Below are 20,332 nucleotides of genomic sequence, written 5' to 3' on the forward strand. Positions count from 1 at the left end.
GTCTCAATAAGGAGTGTGCCGGAGATTTATGGGCCTCCCTTTTTGTTTAACGTAATGCGTCCGAGAAGTGCCTTTCGACCAAACACGAACATCAAAACCAAGGCAATTGGAACCAGTATTGCGACTATTACCGAGATGTGATGCAGACCCTTGGCCTGCAGGGAAACGTGCTGCCCGAACTGGTATGCAAGTATTGTCCAGAACAGAACCCAAAGCACCGAGCCCACAACGTTCGCAACAAAGAACTTCATCCAGGGCATGTTTGCCGATCCGGCGACCAAGCCATTTAGCTGCCTTAACAGCACGAAAAATCGCGCGCAGACCACGACATATGCACCGTACGTGTTGGTTGCGCGTTCTGCAGCCTCATACTTTTCTTCTGTGATGCCAAAACGTGTGCCGTAGGCCAGAATAATGGCACGGCCATACCTTCGCCCAATCAGATAGGCGACGTTGTCACCTGCTATTGCAGCCAGGCTGGCGGTTATGGCGACCGCGACAATGTTCAGTGACCCTTTTGCCGCAAGCGCCGACGTTGCAACCAATGCGCTCTCTCCCGGCAGAGGCAGCCCGAACGTCTCAAAGAAAATCGTAGGGAACAGTATGACGAGTCCGTAAGTCTCAAGAAGATTTTCGAAGTGGTCTGCCAAGTGATGCATCTTGAGATCCGGCGCTACGGAAACAATCCTGAATTGGTTTGTTTGATGTTCTTTTCTTAATGCTTCGCACAAAAACTACCAACAAATGGACACCAGCTAAAAGCCATGGATTCACTGTAAATTACAGGAGGAGCTAAAGTGGCTTTTAAGTTCAACGAAGTTTGCAAAAACGTTAGGAGCGCCCTCTTGTCCGCGCCAGAGGAAAAGTTTGAGCGACGTAAAAAAAGAGAATTGGCGCGAAAGAAGCAAAGAGAGACCGATGCTCAGGTTGCAAAAGACCTTCGAGAGACCGGCCAATGCACTGACTACATCCCAGATCCTTTTTTCTACCGTCACTACTACTTTTGACACAGTGTTTTGTGCGCTTGCTGCCAGACTCGTCAATTGCAGCCGGATTTCCGGTGGGCAGGCGCCTTTCATATAGAACAGCGAAAAGCCAACCGGGGGTGACAGGAAATGGGTTTGTAGTGTCACCGCGACAAGAATGACAAATCAGATCAGTTCCGCGTTATCCAGACTATATCCGGGCACCGTCATTTGCATCGCGCGACTTCACGCCCGCCTAAATTGATCGAACCTTAACGAAAGCCGGGTTGAACACAGAGTGCGAGCGAACATGACCACTCTTAAACCGGACCACGGACGATATCGTGGAAATTGTCCCGAATGGCTGTCATGGGCACTGTGGTTGTTCGGGCGGCTGGCAACTCCTCCAAAGCGTTGACAACAGTCACGGTTGCGCCGTCATAGCCAATGACGGCGAAGGTGTGATTGCCAACGACATCCGGCGCGTCGTCAGGACTGCCCAGGATGATCGGGCGCGAAGCGTGTTTGGACAGCCACCGTCGCAAGCGCCGTGTCGTGATAGGCGGCAGGGTTCCGCCGTCGGTCGTTTCGGCCTCGATCAGGCTTTCCTCTTCGGCGAAACCGGTCATGTCACGCATCGCTTCGGCCAGCCCGACAGTGGCTTCCAAGCCCTGGTATGTGTTCACGCCGCGGCCAACGGCATAGGCCTTTTCGATCAATGCGGGCCATAGCGCCCCACTGGCGCCACGGGCATAGTGAACCGCGTCGAAGCGTAAATCGACGAACAGCACCGCCGTCACGGGCACCGCGCCAGGCGCGTCGAGTCGCTGGCGAAGACGCCCAGCCTCAAAGACATCAGTGCTGAGAGGCTGATAGGGAAAGGGCCGCTGAAAGCGTACGGCGATAAGGCGGTCGGACGTAAAGGGCCCGCCCGGCGATGCCATGGGCAGGGGCGATGGCCGATCAGCCGGGAAGTACTCATACCCCTTGCGATAACGGTTCGATTCGACCGGCATTGCAACCTCTTTCAGGATGTCATTGCGCAAGCGCCGGTTCTGTCGCGGAACATGGGCCATCGCGCAAAGAACAGCCACCAGCGGGCAATTGCCGAGGAAGCCCTGAATAGGCTCGTGCACCTCGATCGCTGTGCCGAACAGCGGACCCGAGAAAACCTTCATCCCAAGGTCCTTGCCCAAACCAAGCTGACCTTCGCCAGTGTCTCGATCGGGGTCGGGTTCGATGATTTCTGCCACATCAGCTGTCGCTGGCGTCCCGCCGCCTAAGGCCGGGCCAGCGGTTCCTGGGGCGGGGCTTTGTGTGGCTTCGTCTGCTGTCGCGTCGGTGTCCAACGTCTGCAAGCCTGCCAGTGTCACAAGGTTGCGGAACGGATCGAAGGGCATGACCTAGCTCTCGTCTTCGTCCGCCCCGGCCACTGCGCGCAACAGCGTGGAATCCGGCCCGCCGAACAGCGATCGGAACGCCTCCAGCCGATCGGCGTCGCCGGCATCAATCAGGGCTAGTGCCAGTTCTGTTTTGTTGTTCTCCAGCTGCTTCTCACGCAGTGTCTCCTGTTGTAGGCCAAGTGCATAGTTGTCCAGGGCGACACCGTGCCCCAGAAGTGAATCGATAATGACTGCCGGGGTGCGCACCGTGTGCTTGGTCACGTCCATGACGATGCCGTCTACCGGGTAGCGGCCGGGCTCGTAGAAGGGATTGACGCGTTCCGGGCCCCGCGGGCGGCGCACCCGTAGATAACGGGTTCCCCCGGCGGGGACGGTACCGACAGGCCCGACCACTTCGACGCCGTCTTCAACGCTTACCTCTTCAAGAAAGTCGTGCCGAGTGCCTTCTACATCATAGACAACATTCAGCTGTTCCAGCAGCCGTTCGCGGACGAAGGTCCGGGCCGTTTGCGCCCCGAATGGCGAGTTCGGGTCAACGACCCCACCGGTTGATTGCGCGGCGACGTACTTCTCAATCATGTCATCGATCTGATGGACCTGGAACACCTCGAAAATCCCGGTATCGTTCACGAATGCAATCGTAATGTCGTAAAGCGCGAAGTAGGTGGCGAATTCCTGATTCAGTTCCCGCGTCACGATATTGAGTGTGCGGCTCAGATTCGTGTTTTTGATCTTGCGCTCGAAGATATTCTCGATCTCGTTCTCGGCACTTTGTTCGAGTTCCTGTGTCACCTCGACATCGCGCTTGGACGACGCCTTGGATGCGTGCTTCGACGTGGTCTTGGCCACATTTTTGGCGACGCTTTCCCGGGCCGACGCGGTTTCCCGCGTCACGTTCCGTTCTCCGCTATGGCTGGTCTTGGCGATACCGATATTGATCTCGCCCGAGCCCTTGTACTTCGATTCCATCTGCCGCGCGGCGCTTTCGCTTTCGGTGTTCGTCGTCTCCGCCATCAAGTCGGACTCGAATTCGTTCGCCGCTTCGGTAGTGAAGCTGTCGAAGATGCTTGACGCTTCCTTGCTCGTCGTCTCGGTCCGCCGGAACGTGCGCAGATAGATCGACGTTTCTTCGCCGGGCATGAGCGAGAAGTTGGCCAAAGTGCGCCCCGCACCGTAATCACCAAAGAAACTGGACAGCCGATAGTGCTCGATCACCACGAAGCGCGGGTTTGCGTCGGCGGGGTCTTCAGGTTCGGGCACGTAAGTCAGGCCAAAGTCACCACCGAACCGCTGATACAGGACGGGCGCATTCCCCAATCGCTCTTGCGCGGCGATTTGCCCGATATCGACCTCACGGTCGCCAAGGACAAGGCCCAAAGATGGTTCCTTCGTTAGGGCAAGATCGGGCGCATCGTCATCGGTCATGGCGCGAGAGATCAGGCCCCCGATCCCAAGAACGCCGCTGTTTGCTGGCGGATCGTCTTCGTCACGGTCCGCAAGATTGCGTGCCACGATTGCGGGCGCAAGGATCGGCGCGATCGTCACCGACTGGGCTGCCAGCCGAACCTCGGGAACTGTCGGAAAAACGACTAGGCTTTCGACCGGCGGCAGCGCCGTCACTTCGCCCGCCGCCAGGGTCGCAACGAAATCCCGGATCGCAGGTCGCTTCAGCTTGGCCGCCCGGGCCGCCGCAGTCCAAGGCAACTGGTCGTTCAGGAAATCCGTTTCGACATAGAGCTTACCTTGGAAGGCACCAGGTAGCGGGATCGCATAATTCAGGCGGGGGGCATTGGCATCCGTCTCGTCCTCGAACCGTACAAGCGTGGAGTCGGATTCCTGGCGTGTGACTAGAAATGAAAGGTCGAGTTCCATGGCATGGGTCCTGTCATCACTGAGCTACTTAGCAATGGCGGAGAAAGCGTCGTGCTACAGACTACCATTTTTTGGCGGTTTGGACCACCGCCTCTAAACCACAGGGCGAGTGCCGTTTTCTCAGATTGCGGACTCTGGACTTATTTGACGTGGACACCTGGAATAGGCGCAGTTAGCGCCGTGGGGTGTCGAATGACGAGGCCGAAGCGATACACGCGGTACAGCGCGGAGGTCAAATGAGATGCTCTGCGCCGGGCTCCGGAAGAAGGGATGACGGAAAAGCCTCGCAGCTGGTCGTATACTTATCCAGCACGTTTTCTTGTGCCGCGTTACTCGGGCACCAGACTAAACGAGCGTTTTTGCGTAGAACTAGAACCTTCTGGTCACGCTTTTCCGCAAGCGCTGCATCCGACCCCCCAAAAAAATAGCGTCTGATCAACTTGCACCTAGAAGCCTATGATGCCTTCAAAAGGTACAGGCATCATGACTTCTCAAGCTTTAGGTGAGCTTGAGCAGCCTCATCCGACTGGTCCAAGTTGATTGTTTGTGCATCATTGGCCTTTGATCCCTTGAGATGATGGTACCGGGCGGTAGCCCAGAGCACTGTGAGGACCATTGGTGTTGTAGTGTCGTCGCCCCATTGTTCGATCACTATTTGGGCTTTGCAAACGCGCATTTCTTCCCACCGGGCAATATTGCCAACAGGATCAATGTGATCGAAGAAATGTCCTGTATTGAAGACGTCGACCCGGTGCTGTGCGGTCACGGCCTCCGTGCCCATCCTGGCGCGTTCGACGACAGCGCTGCTTGTCTGGGCGTCTTTGCGCGTGGTTGGGTCCCTCTGTTCAGCAGAAATCGATTTTGGTGAAAGAAATTCTGCCAGACCCTCTTGCACCCGGACGCAGGCTTGGCTACATGCACCGTCACGGGTGATTAGCTCAGTTGGTAGAGCGCTTCGTTTACACCGAAGATGTCGGGAGTTCGAGTCTCTCATCACCCACCATCCTAACCTTTTGGTATTGAAGAATTGCCTTGCAAATAGAGGCGTTTGTCCGTTTCAAGGTTACAACGTTGGTTGCAAATGGCGTTCCCAGGGCAGGTAGAGTTCGTCACCTCGTAATCTGTTCCGGGCGTCACCATCCGCGTGTTGTGGTGCCGAAAGACCTGCGCAATGCTAATCTGGTCATATCAATGACGCAGAGCTTGGCGATTGGGTCGACGCACAGACAGGGCGATTCCGGGTTGCTGGTAGTCTGGAAGCGGCATCGGGCAGCGCCGAATGGTGAGGGATCGCCCGAGCCCTTTGCCATGCCGAGCTAGAGGCTAGAGCGCGCGCCGCTGAGCGCGACGAAGGCGATTTTATAGGCACACCCACTGCACCAATCTGTGTGAGCGCACAGCCCATTGAAAACACACCTACTCCAGTCAGTATCAAACAACTCTGTAAAGGCGCTTGCGTGTTGCCTGCTGCCTCAGATATCCCGAAAGGAACTGCAACTTTCCAGACGGGAGAAACAGGATCCTGTCCCACGCGCGTCGAGTTTTGATCGCAGCCCTGGTTCTGGGCGCAATGGTGCTGGCTCCGCTTCGTGCGGGGGCAGAGGGGATTTTGGTATTCGCCGCTGCAAGCCTCAAGACAGCTTTGGACGAGGTTGCGACCGGGTATCAGCAGGAAACCGGTCAGGATGTCACCGTTTCATATGCAGCCTCATCGGTGCTTGCACGGCAGATTCAGCTTGGGGCACCGGCGGACCTGTTTATCTCGGCCAATGTGGATTGGATGAACGTGCTGCAGGACCAGGGATTGGTCGATCCAGCGTCGCGGGTCGATCTTTTGGGTAACGGGCTGGTTCTGATCGGGGGCGCGGGCCAATCTGACCTGGGCGCAATGCAGCCGGATGTTGATCTGTCATCGGCGCTGAACGGTGGCTATCTTGCGATGGCGCTGGTGGATGCGGTGCCGGCAGGGATTTATGGCAAAGCCGCATTGCAAAGCCTTGGGTTATGGCAGGGCATTCAGGGTCAGATTGCGCAGACAGACAATGTGCGTGCGGCGCTTGCGCTTGTAGCGACGGGTGCTGCGCCTTTGGGGATCGTCTATCGCTCGGATGCGCAAGTCGAAGACAGGGTTCGCGTCGTTGCTGAGTTTTCACCCCAATTGCACCCTCCAATCATCTATCCGGCGGCTGTAACAGCAGGCGCCTCTGAAAACGCGCGTGCGTTTCTGGCACATCTACAGTCCGAAGCCGCCGGGGCCGTTTTCGCAGAGCAGGGCTTCGCCCTGCCGAACGGATAATCGCATGGGGTGGCTTGGACCGGCAGAGCTGGAGGCGTTGAGGCTGTCACTGCTCGTATCCTTCTGGGCGACGCTGGTGACTTTGCCCTTGGGTATTTTCGTTGCCTACGCATTGGCCCGATGGCGGTTTCCGGGTCGACAGGTGTTGAACGGGCTGGTGCATCTGCCTCTGATCCTGCCGCCGGTGGTGACCGGGTATCTGCTGCTGTTGACCTTTGGCATTCAGGGGCCGCTGGGCAAGTTGCTGGCGGAATTCGGGATCGTTGTGGCCTTTCGCTGGACCGGGGCTGCGCTGGCCGCGGGTATCATGGCCTTTCCGCTGATGGTGCGTGCCATCCGACTGTCGATTGAGGCCGTTGACCCAAAGCTTGAACAAGCTGGCGCGACGCTGGGGGCCTCGCGCCTTTTCGTGTTTGCCACAGTGACCTTGCCGATGATCCTGCCCGGCGTAATCGCGGGCGCGATCCTGGCCTTTGCCAAAGCGATGGGAGAGTTCGGGGCAACGATCACATTTGTCTCGAACATCCCGGGTCAGACGCAAACCTTGCCGTCGGCGGTCTACGCCTTTCTTCAGGTTCCGGGGGGTGAGGCCGCCGCGACGCGGCTGGTTGTGATCTCGATCGTGATCGCTATGGGGGCGCTGCTGCTGTCCGAGTTTGTTGGCCGACGCGTTGCCGCAAGGGTGGCCGGGTCATGAGCCTTTCCGTCCGCCTTCAACATGATTTGAATGACCTCAGACTGGACCTGAGCTTTGATGCGCCGCCGGGCGTTACAGTTCTGTTCGGGCGGTCGGGCTCTGGGAAGACAACGATCGTCAATGCTGTGGCCGGGTTGCTGAAACCCATGGCCGGGCGCGTCAGCATTGATGGTTGGAATCTTTTCGATACCGAACGTGGCCTGTGGTTGCCGCCGCACAAAAGGCGGTTGGGTTACATTTTTCAGGAAGGTCGCCTGTTCCCGCACCTGACTGTGCGCCAGAACCTGTTTTACGGGACGTGGTTTGCGCCCAAAGGGGCTCGTCGCGAAGACCCGGACAAAGTGATCGAGATGTTGGGGATTGGGCAGCTGCTCAGCCGTAGGCCAGCAGGTCTGTCCGGTGGGGAAAAGCAACGTGTCGCCATTGGTCGAGCCTTACTTGCCAGTCCTCGTTTGATCCTGGCGGATGAACCGCTGGCGGCCCTGGACGACGCGCGCAAGGCTGAGATTCTGCCTTATTTTGAACGTCTGCGGGACGAAGTCTCGGTCCCAATTCTCTACGTCACCCACTCGGCGGCCGAGGTCGCGCGGCTGGCCACATCCGTGGTGGCGCTGCAGGATGGGCGGGTTTTGCGGCACGGACCTGCGTCAGAGGTCCTGGCCGATCCTTCGGTTGCCCCTGCAGGCGTACGGGCCGTGGGCGCGGTTTTGCAGGTGCGAGTCGTCCGACATCATTCAGATGGGCTGACCGAATTGGACGCGGGCGGTACGCCCCTGTTCTTGCCCCGCATACCGCATCAGGTTGCGGAGGAACTGCGAATTCGCATCCCTGCGCAAGAAGTCATTCTGTCCAGCAAACCTCCCGAAGGCTTGTCAGCCTTGAACGTGCTGCAAGGCGCGGTCGACACCATCCGCGCGGGCGAGGGGCCGGGGGCAATCGTGTCTGTAAAGACACCTGCGGGCACAGTCTTGGCACGTGTCACGCGCCGCTCGGTTGAGGCGCTTGAGTTGCAACCGGGCAAGCCCTGTTTTGCGGTGATCAAAACGGTTGCACTTGCGCCGCAGGATGTCGGTGGCCATCTGGGCGGGCACTAGGCCAAAGCGCGTGCCTCGAACTCTCGCAGGATGCGGCGGGCCGCCCGACCAAAACCCATTCCGTTCGGGGTAGGGGTGTCTGGGAAGATTGCCGCCAATTCCTGTAGGGCGTCGGAGGACAGGGTGTAGAGAGACTCCTCACCCAAAAACAGGCTCTCGGCCAGTGCGCCCTCGGCGGTCAGGATTTCGTGGCTGTCCAGCAGGATATGATAGTACTCGACCGGGTCATTTGACGCCTCAATTTCGATCCCCGGCCACGAACACAGATGCTTGGCCGCAATCAGAACCTCAGGTGCCCCAAACAGCAGTTCGACTTTTGGTCCGCTGACAAGAATGCGGTGCTGTTGCGAGACCAACAGGTCGCGCTCGGGCTGCCGTTGACCCAAACTGCACGCCTTAATCCGAACCGGGCGCATAGCTGGGTTCTTGCGCAATCGTTCAGGTGGCAGCGCACTGCTTTCGATCCAACGGATCGGCTGCAGACCATGATCAGCGGTCATCACCTTGTCGCCAACGTCCAGCGTTTCGATTCTGCGATTGCCCCCTTCGGTCAAAATCAGAGTACCCTCTGTAAAGCAAACGCCTTCAATGGAAATCGTGATCTCTTGGGTCAGATCATAGGGGGCTATTTCCAGTTCATCGTTGATTTCGAGCCCGGTGACCCGGACAGTGAATGTGTCCGTAACGGTCGTCCCGAATGGGATGTCATCGTATTCGCTTGGATCGACCGTATAGGTCCATTCCCCGGTATTCGGATCGATCGAGGCCACGCCCAGAGAGGGTTGTTCAGAGATCGACCAGTTCTGCGACAAGGGGAAGCCGCTTAGCTCAAGATCGCCGGTGGCCTCATTCGGCGGATCTCCGGTGACGGTGCCGGTTGTCGTGCCTACGATGGAAACCAACTCAGGACCCTCCTTTCTCAAGGATCTCGCGAAACTCTTTTTTGCGATAGAGTTTCATGTGAACCTCACCGGCCTCATTGCGGGTCCATTCGACGATGCGGTTGCGCGTCAGGTCGCTGTCCATTCGATTGGTGCGCACCCGTGGATGGGGGATTTCCTTCTTCAGAATGTCCACAATCTGATTGGTCTGCCCGAACGGGGCCACCAGATCGATAATCCAAAAAGAAGTCCCGCTGGCAAAATCGGTGTCCTTCAGCGGCTTTTCCTGAATAGCATAGCGACGCTCGGCATCGGGGCTGAGGCCCGCAAAGGTTACGAACCCTCTGGGAAATCCGTTTTGGCGAAAGATGTGATATTGGTTCAGCCGGAACGGTGTCTCAAACGCGTAAAGAACCTGTCCAAGATCGCGGGACCGATGTGTCTTGGTCAGCGACGCAAGATAAACCATGGCGCCAAAGTCCGCATATTTCTCGGGCGGAATATCAAACCAACCTTTTGGAAACGCCTTGCTCAAAACAAACCTCGGTCCAAAACTGACCTGATACTAATTGGTTATGGCTCGAATTTATACAGTTTTGCCGGGGACGTCAGGCTCGGAGTATTCCTGCCACAGCTTTACTCGGTTCATGGGTTCACTATGATCCTGGGGAAGTTCTGTTTCGAAATGGGAATTGCAGTTATGCGCGCATCAAAGATAACAGCAGTGACCGCTATTGCACTGTTACCGGCATTTGCTGAGGCCGTAGGGTTTAGGTTCGGAGTGTACCAAGGGTTTCAAACCGATGTGACGCCTTTGGAAAACGGCACATACCGCGTTGCCGTTAGTGGGTCATCCGCTCCGGTCACGTATTGGTGCGGGATCGGTGATTATGCAATCACCAAGCTCAGAACCAAAGCGACGCAGCGGATTTACATCTCTCGCGCTTACGAAAAGGGAAACCGAACGGTCGAGTTTTCGCTGACTCCACCTGAAGGGGTGGATACGACCCCGGGCTATTCGATCACTGTGAAACGAGTGGGCGAAAACATGTCGGCTGGATCCGCACAGGGCTACTGTTGGGACAACGTGCTGGACCTTGGGTTTCGGTAAAGCGTCAGACCCATTTCGCCAGCGGCGGCAGGCTCATTAACACTGCGTCCGGGTCGTGGCCGGTTTCCAACCCGAATTTCGTACCCCGGTCGTAGACAAGGTTGTATTCGGCATAGAGGCCGCGGTGCACCAGTTGTGTGTCTTTGTCGGCATCGTCAAAGCCCTGAACACGGCGCTTTTCCACCAAGGGCAGGAATGCTGGCAGAAAGGCGCGGCCAATGTCCTGCGTCAGCGCGAAGTCTGCGGCCCAATCGCCTGTGCAGTAATCATCCATGAAAATCCCACCCACGCCGCGGGCGCGTTTTCGGTGGGGGATATAGAAATACTCGTCCGCCCACTCTTTGAGGCGGGGATAGTGGCCGGGACCATGCGGGTCCAGATGCTGTTTTTGGGTGGTGTGGAAATGCGCCGTATCTTCATCATATTCGATACAGGGGTTCAGATCCGATCCACCGCCAAACCACCATGCGTGGGGCGTCCAGAACATACGGGTGTTCATGTGAACGGCAGGCACATGCGGATTCTGCATATGGGCCACTAGTGAGATGCCCGAAGCCCAGAAACGCGGGTCATCAGCCATCCCCGGAATGCCCTTGCGCGCGGCCATCGCGTGCTGCGCACGCTCGCCCAGTGTCCCGTAGACGGTCGAGACATTGACGCCGACCTTTTCAAAGACGCGCCCGCCGCGCATCACCGACATCAATCCACCGCCTGCGTCCGACCCGTCGGCAGATTGGCGTTTGGTTTCCTTGACCTCGAACCGCCCGGGCTGGGCGTCGGACAGGGGGCCAGTGTCGTGGCTGTCTTCCAATGCCTCGAACGCGGCGACGATCTGATCGCGCAGTTCACGGAACCAGGCGGCGGCGGTTGCTTTTTCTGTATCAAACATGTCGCTTAGTGGGCTGGGGCTGCGACGGGGTCCAGCAATGTGCGGCCGCCGTCAATTGTCAGGATTTGTCCGGTGATGAACCCGGCAGCGTCCGAGGCCAGAAACTGCGCGGTTTCCGTCAACTCGTTTGGGGCTGCAATCCGGGCCAGCGGAGTGTGTTTTTCGATGTCGTTTCGGAAATCCCGGTTCTCTTTCAATGTAGACTGCAGCGATGCGCTCATAACCGAACCAAGAGCAATCGAGTTAACCCGAATGCGATTCGGGGCCAAAGCGACCGCCAGCGAGCGGGTCATCTGGTCCAGCGCAGCGGTGGACACCGAGTATGCCATCAAGTCGGGATGGGTACGTCGTGCCGCGATCGAAGACAGGTTGATGATCGATCCCGCAGGGCCTTCTTCATCGTCACCTGCCTGCTTGATCATGCGTTTGGCCACCGCCTGGCTGAGGCGCAGCGCAGGCATCAGATTCTGATTGAGCAGGATGCGCACTGAATCATCGTCTGTGTCCAGCGGGTCTGAGGTGATTACCTGACGCGCACCGTTGATTAGGATGTCCACCTGATCAAAGGCATCCAACGTTGCAGACAGCAGGTTTGCTATGGTCAGCTTTTCCCTCAGGTCACCCGCAAAAAAACGGATGTTGCTGTCATCTGCCTGCTCGCCCAATTCTTCGGCCAGTCGTTTTTCGTCCATATCGGCGAACATGACGTTGGCTCCGGCATCGGCAAAGTGACGCCCGATGGCCAAACCGACGCCATTGGCGCCGCCTGTAACGATGGCTGTCTTGCCGGCTATGGAAAAGGACATGCGTTGACTCCTGATTTGCGGCGCAGGTTAACCGGGATTAGACCCTGGGGCGAGAGGCGTGAAACACCTTGAACCGATTGTCGCCCGACACTTCTTGAACCTGGGCAAAACTGTCGGCCAGCGTCACCTCGTAGGGCAAGTTGCGATTGGCAACCATCCAAAGGCTGCCGTTGCGTGTCAGGTTCCGCGCTGCGGATTTGATAAAGCCTTGCCCCAGTTCAGGGTCTGCTGCGCGGGACGTGTGGAACGGCGGGTTCATAATCACCGTATCCAGCGGGTCGGGTGCCTTCCATGTGACGGCATCCGCCCAGTGGAACTGCGCGTTGCTGTCAGCCAGATTGGCCCGCGCGCATGTCAGGGCGATATGGTCAGCCTCGACCAGATGAAGGGCGCGGGGATTGTGCAGCTTAAGGACTTCGGCAGACAGGTACCCCCAGCCCGCGCCCAAATCCGCGATCCGTGCGCCCAGCTTTTTTGGCAGTGATTTCAGCAACAGCGCTGAGGCCGGGTCGATCCCATCAGCGGAAAACACACCGGGTGCCGTACGGAATCCGTCGACCATCTGCGCCATCGGCGCGGCCCAGTCGGCAAATGCTTCGGGTTTAGACTGAAACCAGAAGATCTTGCCATGCGCCTTGGCAATCGGTCCTTCGACATCGACGCGCTTGCGGATGTCCTTCAGCAAACTGTCCACGCCATTGGTCTTGGCCCCGTCAATGACGATCTGCCCGCTCGCGCGTTGACAGGCCTGATGCACCATGCTGCGCGCCAGTGCCTTGGCGCGGGGCAGAATGACGATGGCATCCTGACAGGGGGCGTCGGCCTCGGGCGTTGTGTCGAAGCCCTGCGCTGCAAAATGGTCGTGAGAAGGTTTGAATGGCTGCACAACTTGCGTTTCGCGTGGCAAATTCGACAGATCGTTGTCCGGCATAGGACCAAGCACGCTGAGTGGCTGCGACAGCTCAAGGCCGCTTTGCAGGGCGAAGTCTAGGCGAGGGGACATCGGCAATTTCGCAAGAGTGGGCCAGGACAGGCTTACTCTTCACGTTCCATAGTGCATTGCAGGGGATGTTGGTGTCTGCGGGCGAAATCCATGACCTGGCCCACTTTGGTCTCGGCAATTTCGTGGCTGAAGACGCCAACAACCGCGACGCCCTTTTTGTGGACCGTCAGCATGATCTCGAACGCCTCTGCGTGGGTCATGCCAAAGAACCGCTCGAGCACGTGGACCACGAATTCCATCGGGGTATAGTCGTCGTTCAGCAGCAGCACTTTGTACAAAGGCGGGCGCTTGGTCTTGGGGCGCGTCTGTACCAACAGCGACGGATCGCCGTCGTCGTCCGGTTTGTCAGACATCATCCATATGTGTTCAGTCATCGCGCGCCTTCTGTCCGATTCAGGCTTCGGTTTGTCTGCAGGGTTATATAACGTTCAAGGGGTCAGAGAAAAGAGCCAGCAGGACGTAATCGAAATGGAAAAAGCGCTGACTACGATCGGGTTCGACGCCGACGACACCCTTTGGCACAACGAACGGTTTTTCCAACTGACCCAAGCCCATTTCGCAGAATTGCTGGCGGATCATGCGGATCGAGATCACCTGCTGGACCGCTTGCTTGCCGCCGAGAAACGCAACATCCGCCATTATGGGTACGGAATCAAAGGGTTCATCTTGTCGATGATCGAAACCGCGATCGAAGTGACCGAGGACCGTGTGCCAGCCTCGGTCATCCGACAACTGGTCGAGGCAGGACAAGAGATGCTGGCGCACCCGATTGAGCTGTTGCCGCATGCACGCGAGGCCATCGAAGCGGCGGCCGAGTCCCATCGAGTGATTCTGATCACCAAGGGCGACCTGATCGATCAGGAACGTAAGCTTGCGCAATCCGGGTTGGGCGAGCTGTTTGACGAGGTCGAAATCGTGTCCGAAAAAGCGCCGCAGACCTATCGCGAGATCTTTGCTCGTCATGGTGAGGGAACGGATACTGCGATGATGGTCGGCAATTCGATGCGATCGGACGTGGTGGCCCCAATCAAGGCCGGGTGCTGGGGTGTTTATGTGCCGCATGGGCTGGTGTGGGAGATCGAGAAGGCGGAAACTCCGGCGGACAACCCGCGTTACAAAGAACTGCAGGATCTGGGTGGATTGGCTGATCTTGTTGAGCAATTGAGTTGATGTTGCCAATTGGCCGCAGTTTCCGAAAAACGGCGAGCTCGGCGTATTCCGAGACGTAACGTTCGCCGATTTAGTGTGTTCGGTCGCCTGTTTGCCCATATATAGCGTCTAATCACCAGGAAAACGAAACGGCGAATTTGCACGCTTTCGGTTTATTTCATGGGGTCTCTGTGTTAGCCTTGTCCTAATAAAACAAAATTCGCGCTGACTAGGAAAACCTGGCGGCCAGAGGTAGACAGAGGCAAAGATCGTGCAGGTTCGGCGGACAGTTCCGGCCCGAATGGGCTTACTTCTTATAGCATTCTTGTGGCTGCTTTCCTTCGCGCCGTTGCAAGGTTGGGCGGCACCTTATGCCGCAATGGTCATTGATGCGCGAACCGGAGAGGTCTTGCATTCGCGCAATGCTGATACCCGTTTGCATCCTGCATCTTTGACAAAAATGATGACCCTCTACATCGCGTTTGAGGCGGTGCGGAATGGCGAGATCACGCTGGATACACCGGTTCGGATTACAAAAAAGGCATCGGCTGAACCCCCCTCGAAGCTGGGCCTGCGGACCGGGCAGACCATTGCGTTCCGGTATCTGATCCGGGCCGCTGCAGTGAAATCCGCCAACGACGCGGCAACCGCAATTGGCATCGCGATCAGCGGGTCCGAGGCTGCCTTTGCGCGCCGTATGACCCGGACGGCCAAGGCCATGGGCATGAGCCGGACGACATTCAAAAACGCACATGGCCTGACAGAGTCGGGTCATTTGTCCACTGCGCGCGATATGACCACGTTGGGCCGTCACCTGCTTTATGATTATCCGCAGTATTACAACCTGTTCTCGCGGCAATCGACTCATGCAGGGATCAAGACGGTTCCAAACACGAACCGTCGTCTCCTGGCGGCATACAGAGGCGCGGACGGAATCAAAACCGGATACACGCGGGCTGCGGGTTTCAACCTGGTCGCTTCGGCGAAACGCAAGGACGAGCGCATCATCGCAACCGTGTTCGGCGGTAAATCCGGCGCGTCCCGAAATGCAAGAGTGGCTGAGCTGTTGGACATGGGGTTCCGTCGCGCGCCTTCTCGCGCGCCGATCCGGAAACCGGCTCGCCCTGCCTACGCCGGGAATGCGGGTCTGGGAGCAACCGTTGCGGCCCTGACCGGCGCGCCAAAATCCAGCCTGCGTCCAGTTCTGCGGCCGGGGCCGGGTGCAGCCGTACAGGTTGCAGGCACCGTGGTTGAGACAGCTGCGAAAAACCGCGCGCGGATACAGGACGGAATCGCGGCTGCCATCGCAGCCGCAGATATCGCCCCCTCGGCTGATGGCAATACAACGCGGCCCGCCGCACGACCCGAAGATCTGGTTTTGGCTTCGACCGATCCGGCCGCACAGCCAGAGCCTGAGCAAGAGATCGTCACCCGACTGTCAACATCGGGCGGACGTCTTTGGGGTGTAAATGTAGGCCGCTATACCACCCGATATGAGGCGGAGAAGATACTTCTGAAGACCGCGCTATCGGAAATGACCACTCTGGAAGGCACGCTGCGCAAGGTGAACCAAAGCTCGCGCGGCTTTGACGCGACATTCCAGGGCATGACCCGCGAACAGGCTGATCTGGCCTGCCGCAGGCTACAGGCCCGCAATGTCACATGTTTCATGATCGGGCCGTCATAAGACCCGACATATTCTCTCCTGAATGGGTATCGGCTGCGAGGAAACTCGCAGCCATTTTTTTGGTCAGTCGAAGACGTGACCGTGTTCGTATTGTTCGTCCTGACCAGCGGCTGCGGTCAGAGCCGCCACATTGTCCTTGGTAAAGAACCCGTCATAGTGGTGGCAGCGCTCGATATACTCGGTGATCAGCAGCGTATGTTTTGAGTGTTTCGAGAAGATCTGTTTCAGGTTCGGATCGTCCTTACATTCACCGACCACATGAGCCAGGAACGGCACACCCTTGTCCTTGAGCGTGTTGACCACGAAGTCGACGTTCTTTTCACCGGCTCCATGATCACCGTCTTGAATCTCGACGGCCATGTGATGCAGGCGGCGACCAAAGTTGCGCACGAAATCCTCCGTCGGCATCGGAAGCTGTTCGAACGAGTTGACGAATGAGGGCGTGTTGTTCGCAGTGAAAACCTTGGCGGGCGACTTCTTGTCGTCATCCACATTTGCGTTCCGGTTCACATTGGTCGACGAGTTCATGTCGAAGATATTGTACGCCCCCCAAAAGTAGTAGGGGACCATGGTCAGAAACTCGAGGATCGCGTCCTCACGCTCGCCTGCCAGGATGCGCGTGGCCAGATGGTCGATTCCCAGCATCAAGGGCGCGATCTTGCTGTCCGCCCCAAACGCTGCCGCTTGATCCAATCGCGCCTGTTCGTCATCACTCAGCAACACGCGGTCGCCCAAACCCAGGCTATCGGTGTCATTGAAGTCCAGCGTCGAATAGCCAACCCTGTTGCAGGTGAAATCCGACGGCGTGGTAAAGCGGAACCCGTCCAACGTGTAGAACGGATTTTCTGTGTCGCCCGTGTACTCGAACCGGATGTTCTGATCCTCAAGCGTTTTGGTCAGGGTCTTGAGGTCCGACGCGCCGAACACCTCTCCGACGTAACGGGTCTGCGGCGTGTTGCGGGCCAGTGGGTACATGCGGTTGATACGAGGAATAAAGTCCTCGAATGTCGGGCTGAGCGGGGCCATGACGATCATCGCGGGATAGTCGGCATGCGAATGTAGCACTGCAAACTTGTGTGACTGTCCCAGATAGCTGGCCGTGTGCCGGTAGGGGGTCATGACATAAAGTTCCAGCAACGTGTCGAACAACGCGTCCGGCTCGACCTGAATGACGATCGCCCGCATCGCCCCGACCTGATCCGCCACGCCCGAGCTTTGGCGGCGTTCGTAAATCATCGGCAGATATTGGTGAAAGAATTCAGAGTTCTTTTTGTCACCGCGCGGTTCGTAAGACATAAGATCAAAAGACATTGGCCAACCTCCTTGCTCATGCTGGTCCGGCATGGCGTTGCGTGGAATTGTGGTATTCAGAACATGCACTTGCAGGCATGCTAGGGTTTGAATCCCGTACGAGCAACAGTCAGAGTATAGATCGCCTTTCTAACGACCAGATTTCTATCGCATGAATTTTGTCACCTCGACGCCGCCATCGATCAGGCTCTGGCGGACAGAGCGGGCTATCTGTACGGCCGTCGGACCATCGCCATGCAGGCAGATCGTATCGATTGAAGTTTCGAGCCGCTGACCGCTTTCGGTGATGATTGCACCTTCGCGGACCATATTGAGAATGCGGGGGCCTGCGACATCCGGATCATGAATAATAGCGCCGGGCAGGCTGCGGTCTACAAGAGTGCCGTCGTCGTTGTAGGCGCGGTCCGCAAAAATCTCACCAACCCATTTGCACCCGAGTTCCCGTACCGCCTCTTCCTGCTTGGTGACGGCCAGCACCATAACGATGATATCCGGGTCCACATCCAGCGCGCCTTGATAGCATGCGCGCGCCATGTCCAGATCTACGGAACACATATTGGCCAGCGCGCCATGCAGCTTCAGATGTCGGACTTCGGTGCCGACGGCCTTGGCCATCCCCATCGCCGCGCCCAATTGATACCGCACCATATTGCGCAGGCTGTCATGAGGCACTTTCATATTGCGGCGGCCAAAGCCTTGCAGGTCAGGAAAGCCGGGATGTGCGCCGATGCCGACACTGTTTTCAGCGGCCAGTTTCATTGTCCTGGCCATCACGTCAGGATCACCGGCGTGAAAGCCGCAGGCGATATTGGCCGACGTTATCACCTTAAGTAGTGTCTCGTCGTCGCCCATCTTCCAGGGGCCAAAGCTTTCGCCCATGTCGGCATTCAGATCGACGCTTGGCATCCATTATCCTCTCTAGTCAGTGGCTGAGATCATTCCGCTGATCAATTGGTAGGACAACAGGTCCGGTATGTCATGCGGATCGCGCACAAGGGGCTCGATTTGAGCAGGCAGTCTGGCCAACCCGGCGCGATAGGCGGCTTGCAGGGGCGTGGCTTCGTCCAGTGAGACAAACTGAAAACGGATCGCCCCGCCCGGCGGGGTTTGCGCCGCGCGGGGCAGGTCGCACGGCAAAACCGTAGCGATACGGGGATACCCTCCGGTCGTTTGGCATTCGGGCAGCAGGATGAACGGGTTTCCGGTGCCTGTCATCTGTATGTCACCAGGTGTGATGACTTCCGACAGGATATTCAGCTGCCCCTTGGCGGCGAAGCCTTCCCCCGTGCTGTCCAGCTGCATTCCCATTCGGTTGGCCCGGCTTCCCCGGCGAAACTCGGTCTCGGCAAAGCGGTCCAGCGTCGTCTGATCGAACAGCGGGGTTTGAAAGCTGGCGATCACTCGCAGCACCCCACCCGAGAAGCGGTCATCATGCGCCAGCTTCATGCCCGTCACCCCGGGTCCGCTGCCGACGGGCAGCTTGTCTCCAACCTGGATCGTGTGCCCGATTTTGGCCGTCAGATGCGCCGCGCGTGATCCCAGAAACGATTGGGTCCCAATGCCACCGCTGACGTGCAGGTAACCATATGTGCCCCGCGCCGCCGCACCGATGATAAGCCGTTGTCCGGCCTCAAGGTAGTGGGATGCATTCCAGGCAATCGTGACACCATCGATGCTGGCCTGCATCGGGGCTCCGGTCAGTGCGATGCCGATAGGCTCTTCGGCCTCAAACTCACCCCCAATGCCCGCCATTTCCAACGCGGCAAGGTCTGGGCTTTGGTTCAACAAGGCCGCACCCTCATGTAATGCCAGCAGATCGGCTGCACCGGATCGGGATAAGCCTTGATCCAGATATCCGACGCGGCCTTGATCCTGAACAGTGCATGCGGGACCGATGTGTCGGACAATCAAGCTCATCCCTCGATCTCCTGGCGTGTGGCACCGCCGGTTCCGTCTGTGTTGTTGGCGCGGAAGGCTTCGAGCTCGTCACGCGTGACCGAAACGAACTGCATTTCGTCCCCGGGCTTCAAGGCAAAACTCTGAGGCGCTTCTGGACGGAAGCAGCGAAATGCCGTCTGACCCACGTGCCGCCACCCGGTGGGCGTCGGCCCCGAAAACAAAACGAATTGTGAGATCGCCAGCACCAACGCACCTTCAGGGACCATGGGGGTCAGTTCCTTGAGGCGCGGAATGTCGAATTCCGGCCCAAGCGGACCCAGATAGGGCTGACCTGGCGCAAAACCGATGGTCAGAACACGTACCCGGCTGTTGCTAAGCCGCCGGATCGCCTCAGCCGGATCTAGCCCGGCTGCCGCCGCGGCTTCATCCAATTGTGGGGCCAGCTCTCCACCATACACAGTGGGAACACGCCAAAGGCGTCGGCCGGCTGGCAAGGGGGCCTCATACCAGTTGCGGAGTTCTAGAAGATGCCGAACCCTTTCCTGAATATCTGCATGGTGCAATCTTTCAGGGTCGAACCGTATATAGGTCGACGCGAGGGACGCGGATGTTTCGATGATACCATCCCAGGCCTCACGTACCACCTCGCTGCGAAACGCCAGAGCTGCGCGGTTCGAGGGTTCGGCCATTACATCGGAGAAGGAAACCAGAAGGCCGTCGAAACCAACCGTGCTGATGCGGGGAAAGGTCTTGTCTTCAGTGGTCGTCATTTCACAGCAAACCCGAGCGTATTTTATAGGCGACCACACAGCATCCGGTTCAAATACGCAAGCCCGGCGTTGCGAGGGCTCATATACGGGCATCCGAGCCGCTTGAATTGCCAAATTTCGACTCGGTGACTCGCTGCCGAGTCGCTTGAGTCTTGTGCTCGGCGCCAGCCGCTGGACTATATGTAGGGGTAATGGTGCCCTGAAAGGCTCTTGGTCTTTTGGGGTTTTGTAGACAAGGTGGATGGGTTGGTGCTTATGGTGGCAAGGGAAGGCACTTAACATATTGTTTTTATATAACTTTATGCCTCAGTGGAAAAAAATTGCCAAAAGCTGCATTTTTCGGTTGCGGAGGATGTTTGTTATACTTAGAACCCCCTTCACCGGCGCTGCTGAGGCGGTGCTGACGGGTCGGAGAGACGGCCTGACGGACTGGAAAGACGGTTGAGACGCTCGGGAGAGACCGGGGGCATCTTGGGAATGGGTTAGGCGGGCGCGCTGA

General features: G+C 57.8%; 20 protein-coding genes and 1 tRNA gene. 7 read left to right on the forward strand and 14 right to left on the reverse strand.

Annotation, left to right across the window (positions count from 1 at the left end; genetic code table 11):
* Positions 1-26 precede the first annotated feature (26 nt).
* The 4 genes from J7416_RS17290 to J7416_RS17305 form a co-directional block, all read right to left on the reverse strand.
* Complete coding sequence (locus tag J7416_RS17290; protein ID WP_209226563.1) at positions 27-650, reverse strand: DedA family protein; 624 nt, start codon at positions 648-650, stop codon at positions 27-29.
* 635 nt (positions 651-1,285) lie between these two features.
* Positions 1,286-2,365, reverse strand: coding sequence for a hypothetical protein (locus J7416_RS17295; protein ID WP_209226564.1), 1,080 nt, complete (start codon positions 2,363-2,365; stop codon positions 1,286-1,288).
* Between the two features lie 3 nt (positions 2,366-2,368).
* Positions 2,369-4,240, reverse strand: coding sequence for a hypothetical protein (locus tag J7416_RS17300; protein ID WP_209226565.1), 1,872 nt, complete (start codon positions 4,238-4,240; stop codon positions 2,369-2,371).
* 481 nt (positions 4,241-4,721) lie between these two features.
* On the reverse strand, positions 4,722-5,135 hold the full coding sequence (locus tag J7416_RS17305; RefSeq protein ID WP_209226567.1) for a hypothetical protein: 414 nt from the start codon (positions 5,133-5,135) through the stop codon (positions 4,722-4,724).
* A 32-nt stretch (positions 5,136-5,167) separates the two neighbouring features.
* Between J7416_RS17305 and J7416_RS17310 the strand changes: the two genes are divergently transcribed.
* From J7416_RS17310 to modC, 4 genes are all read left to right on the forward strand, one after another.
* Positions 5,168-5,243: transfer RNA gene (locus tag J7416_RS17310), tRNA-Val, on the forward strand.
* Positions 5,244-5,783: 540 nt separating this feature from the next.
* A complete protein-coding gene (gene modA, locus J7416_RS17315) occupies positions 5,784-6,536 on the forward strand; it encodes a molybdate ABC transporter substrate-binding protein (RefSeq protein ID WP_348540287.1) in 753 nt (250 codons plus the stop codon).
* A 4-nt stretch (positions 6,537-6,540) separates the two neighbouring features.
* Positions 6,541-7,233: a molybdate ABC transporter permease subunit gene (modB, locus tag J7416_RS17320; RefSeq protein WP_209226568.1), complete on the forward strand. Its 693-nt coding sequence runs from the start codon at positions 6,541-6,543 to the stop codon at positions 7,231-7,233.
* The gene (modC, locus tag J7416_RS17325) at positions 7,230-8,327 is read left to right on the forward strand and encodes a molybdenum ABC transporter ATP-binding protein (protein WP_209226569.1); all 1,098 of its coding nucleotides are present in this window, start codon (positions 7,230-7,232) and stop codon (positions 8,325-8,327) included. The genes modB and modC overlap by 4 nt, the downstream gene beginning before the upstream one ends.
* On the opposite strand, the gene J7416_RS17330 is transcribed toward modC, so the two are convergent.
* Both J7416_RS17330 and J7416_RS17335 read right to left on the reverse strand, forming a co-directional pair.
* Positions 8,324-9,229: a Hint domain-containing protein gene (locus J7416_RS17330; RefSeq protein WP_209226571.1), complete on the reverse strand. Its 906-nt coding sequence runs from the start codon at positions 9,227-9,229 to the stop codon at positions 8,324-8,326. The genes modC and J7416_RS17330 overlap by 4 nt on opposite strands.
* Before the next feature lies 1 nt (position 9,230).
* Positions 9,231-9,677 (reverse strand): toxin-activating lysine-acyltransferase, encoded by a 447-nt coding sequence (locus J7416_RS17335; RefSeq protein WP_247744348.1) that lies wholly within the window; start codon positions 9,675-9,677, stop codon positions 9,231-9,233.
* A 255-nt stretch (positions 9,678-9,932) separates the two neighbouring features.
* Here J7416_RS17335 and J7416_RS17340 point away from each other — a divergent pair, with 255 nt between their 5' ends.
* On the forward strand, positions 9,933-10,319 hold the full coding sequence (locus J7416_RS17340; protein WP_348540288.1) for a hypothetical protein: 387 nt from the start codon (positions 9,933-9,935) through the stop codon (positions 10,317-10,319).
* A 4-nt stretch (positions 10,320-10,323) separates the two neighbouring features.
* Here J7416_RS17340 and hemF read toward each other — a convergent pair whose 3' ends face one another.
* The 4 genes from hemF to clpS are packed head-to-tail and all read right to left on the reverse strand — an operon-like array spanning position 10,324 to position 13,391.
* Positions 10,324-11,208 (reverse strand): oxygen-dependent coproporphyrinogen oxidase, encoded by an 885-nt coding sequence (gene hemF / locus J7416_RS17345; RefSeq protein ID WP_209226575.1) that lies wholly within the window; start codon positions 11,206-11,208, stop codon positions 10,324-10,326.
* Positions 11,209-11,213: 5 nt separating this feature from the next.
* A complete protein-coding gene (locus J7416_RS17350) occupies positions 11,214-12,014 on the reverse strand; it encodes an SDR family oxidoreductase (RefSeq protein ID WP_209226577.1) in 801 nt (266 codons plus the stop codon).
* Positions 12,015-12,051: 37 nt separating this feature from the next.
* Positions 12,052-13,017, reverse strand: a complete 966-nt coding sequence (locus J7416_RS17355) for a methyltransferase (RefSeq protein WP_209226578.1) — start codon at positions 13,015-13,017, stop codon at positions 12,052-12,054.
* Positions 13,018-13,049: 32 nt separating this feature from the next.
* Positions 13,050-13,391 carry an ATP-dependent Clp protease adapter ClpS gene (gene clpS / locus J7416_RS17360; protein ID WP_209226579.1) on the reverse strand — a complete coding sequence of 114 codons (342 nt, stop codon included), beginning with the start codon at positions 13,389-13,391 and terminating at the stop codon, positions 13,050-13,052.
* A 94-nt stretch (positions 13,392-13,485) separates the two neighbouring features.
* On the opposite strand from clpS, the gene J7416_RS17365 reads away from it, so the two are divergent.
* The gene (locus J7416_RS17365; RefSeq protein WP_209226580.1) at positions 13,486-14,187 is read left to right on the forward strand and encodes an HAD family hydrolase; all 702 of its coding nucleotides are present in this window, start codon (positions 13,486-13,488) and stop codon (positions 14,185-14,187) included.
* Positions 14,188-14,467: 280 nt separating this feature from the next.
* Positions 14,468-15,853 (forward strand): D-alanyl-D-alanine carboxypeptidase family protein, encoded by a 1,386-nt coding sequence (locus J7416_RS17370; protein WP_209226582.1) that lies wholly within the window; start codon positions 14,468-14,470, stop codon positions 15,851-15,853.
* A 63-nt stretch (positions 15,854-15,916) separates the two neighbouring features.
* Here J7416_RS17370 and J7416_RS17375 read toward each other — a convergent pair whose 3' ends face one another.
* The 4 genes from J7416_RS17375 to J7416_RS17390 form a co-directional block, all read right to left on the reverse strand.
* The gene (locus J7416_RS17375; RefSeq protein WP_209226583.1) at positions 15,917-17,164 is read right to left on the reverse strand and encodes a hypothetical protein; all 1,248 of its coding nucleotides are present in this window, start codon (positions 17,162-17,164) and stop codon (positions 15,917-15,919) included.
* Between the two features lie 144 nt (positions 17,165-17,308).
* A complete protein-coding gene (locus J7416_RS17380; protein WP_209226584.1) occupies positions 17,309-18,070 on the reverse strand; it encodes a 5-oxoprolinase subunit PxpA in 762 nt (253 codons plus the stop codon).
* A gap of 12 nt (positions 18,071-18,082) precedes the next feature.
* Positions 18,083-19,081: a biotin-dependent carboxyltransferase family protein gene (locus tag J7416_RS17385; protein ID WP_209226586.1), complete on the reverse strand. Its 999-nt coding sequence runs from the start codon at positions 19,079-19,081 to the stop codon at positions 18,083-18,085.
* The gene (locus tag J7416_RS17390) at positions 19,078-19,833 is read right to left on the reverse strand and encodes an allophanate hydrolase subunit 1 (RefSeq protein WP_209226587.1); all 756 of its coding nucleotides are present in this window, start codon (positions 19,831-19,833) and stop codon (positions 19,078-19,080) included. Before J7416_RS17390 ends, J7416_RS17385 begins: the two co-directional genes overlap by 4 nt.
* Positions 19,834-20,332 lie beyond the last annotated feature (499 nt).

Origin of the sequence: Ruegeria sp. R14_0 (genome assembly GCF_017743975.1) — a bacterium.
GTDB lineage: Bacteria > Pseudomonadota > Alphaproteobacteria > Rhodobacterales > Rhodobacteraceae > Ruegeria.

Excerpts from the sequence above, each read along its gene's own strand:
- modB (WP_209226568.1), top strand. The coding sequence starts at position 6,541 with ATGGGGTGGCTTGGACCGGCAGAGCTGGAGGCGTTGAGGCTGTCACTG.
- J7416_RS17375 (WP_209226583.1), bottom strand. The coding sequence starts at position 17,164 with ATGTCTTTTGATCTTATGTCTTACGAACCGCGCGGTGACAAAAAGAAC.
- J7416_RS17350 (WP_209226577.1), bottom strand. The coding sequence starts at position 12,014 with ATGTCCTTTTCCATAGCCGGCAAGACAGCCATCGTTACAGGCGGCGCC.
- hemF (WP_209226575.1), bottom strand. The coding sequence starts at position 11,208 with ATGTTTGATACAGAAAAAGCAACCGCCGCCGCCTGGTTCCGTGAACTG.
- J7416_RS17300 (WP_209226565.1), bottom strand. The coding sequence starts at position 4,240 with ATGGAACTCGACCTTTCATTTCTAGTCACACGCCAGGAATCCGACTCC.
- modC (WP_209226569.1), top strand. The coding sequence starts at position 7,230 with ATGAGCCTTTCCGTCCGCCTTCAACATGATTTGAATGACCTCAGACTG.
- J7416_RS17390 (WP_209226587.1), bottom strand. The coding sequence starts at position 19,833 with ATGACGACCACTGAAGACAAGACCTTTCCCCGCATCAGCACGGTTGGT.
- J7416_RS17385 (WP_209226586.1), bottom strand. The coding sequence starts at position 19,081 with ATGAGCTTGATTGTCCGACACATCGGTCCCGCATGCACTGTTCAGGAT.
- J7416_RS17355 (WP_209226578.1), bottom strand. The coding sequence starts at position 13,017 with ATGTCCCCTCGCCTAGACTTCGCCCTGCAAAGCGGCCTTGAGCTGTCG.
- J7416_RS17335 (WP_247744348.1), bottom strand. The coding sequence starts at position 9,677 with ATGGTTTATCTTGCGTCGCTGACCAAGACACATCGGTCCCGCGATCTT.
- J7416_RS17295 (WP_209226564.1), bottom strand. The coding sequence starts at position 2,365 with ATGCCCTTCGATCCGTTCCGCAACCTTGTGACACTGGCAGGCTTGCAG.
- J7416_RS17380 (WP_209226584.1), bottom strand. The coding sequence starts at position 18,070 with ATGCCAAGCGTCGATCTGAATGCCGACATGGGCGAAAGCTTTGGCCCC.
- J7416_RS17370 (WP_209226582.1), top strand. The coding sequence starts at position 14,468 with ATGGGCTTACTTCTTATAGCATTCTTGTGGCTGCTTTCCTTCGCGCCG.
- clpS (WP_209226579.1), bottom strand. The coding sequence starts at position 13,391 with ATGACTGAACACATATGGATGATGTCTGACAAACCGGACGACGACGGC.
- J7416_RS17365 (WP_209226580.1), top strand. The coding sequence starts at position 13,486 with ATGGAAAAAGCGCTGACTACGATCGGGTTCGACGCCGACGACACCCTT.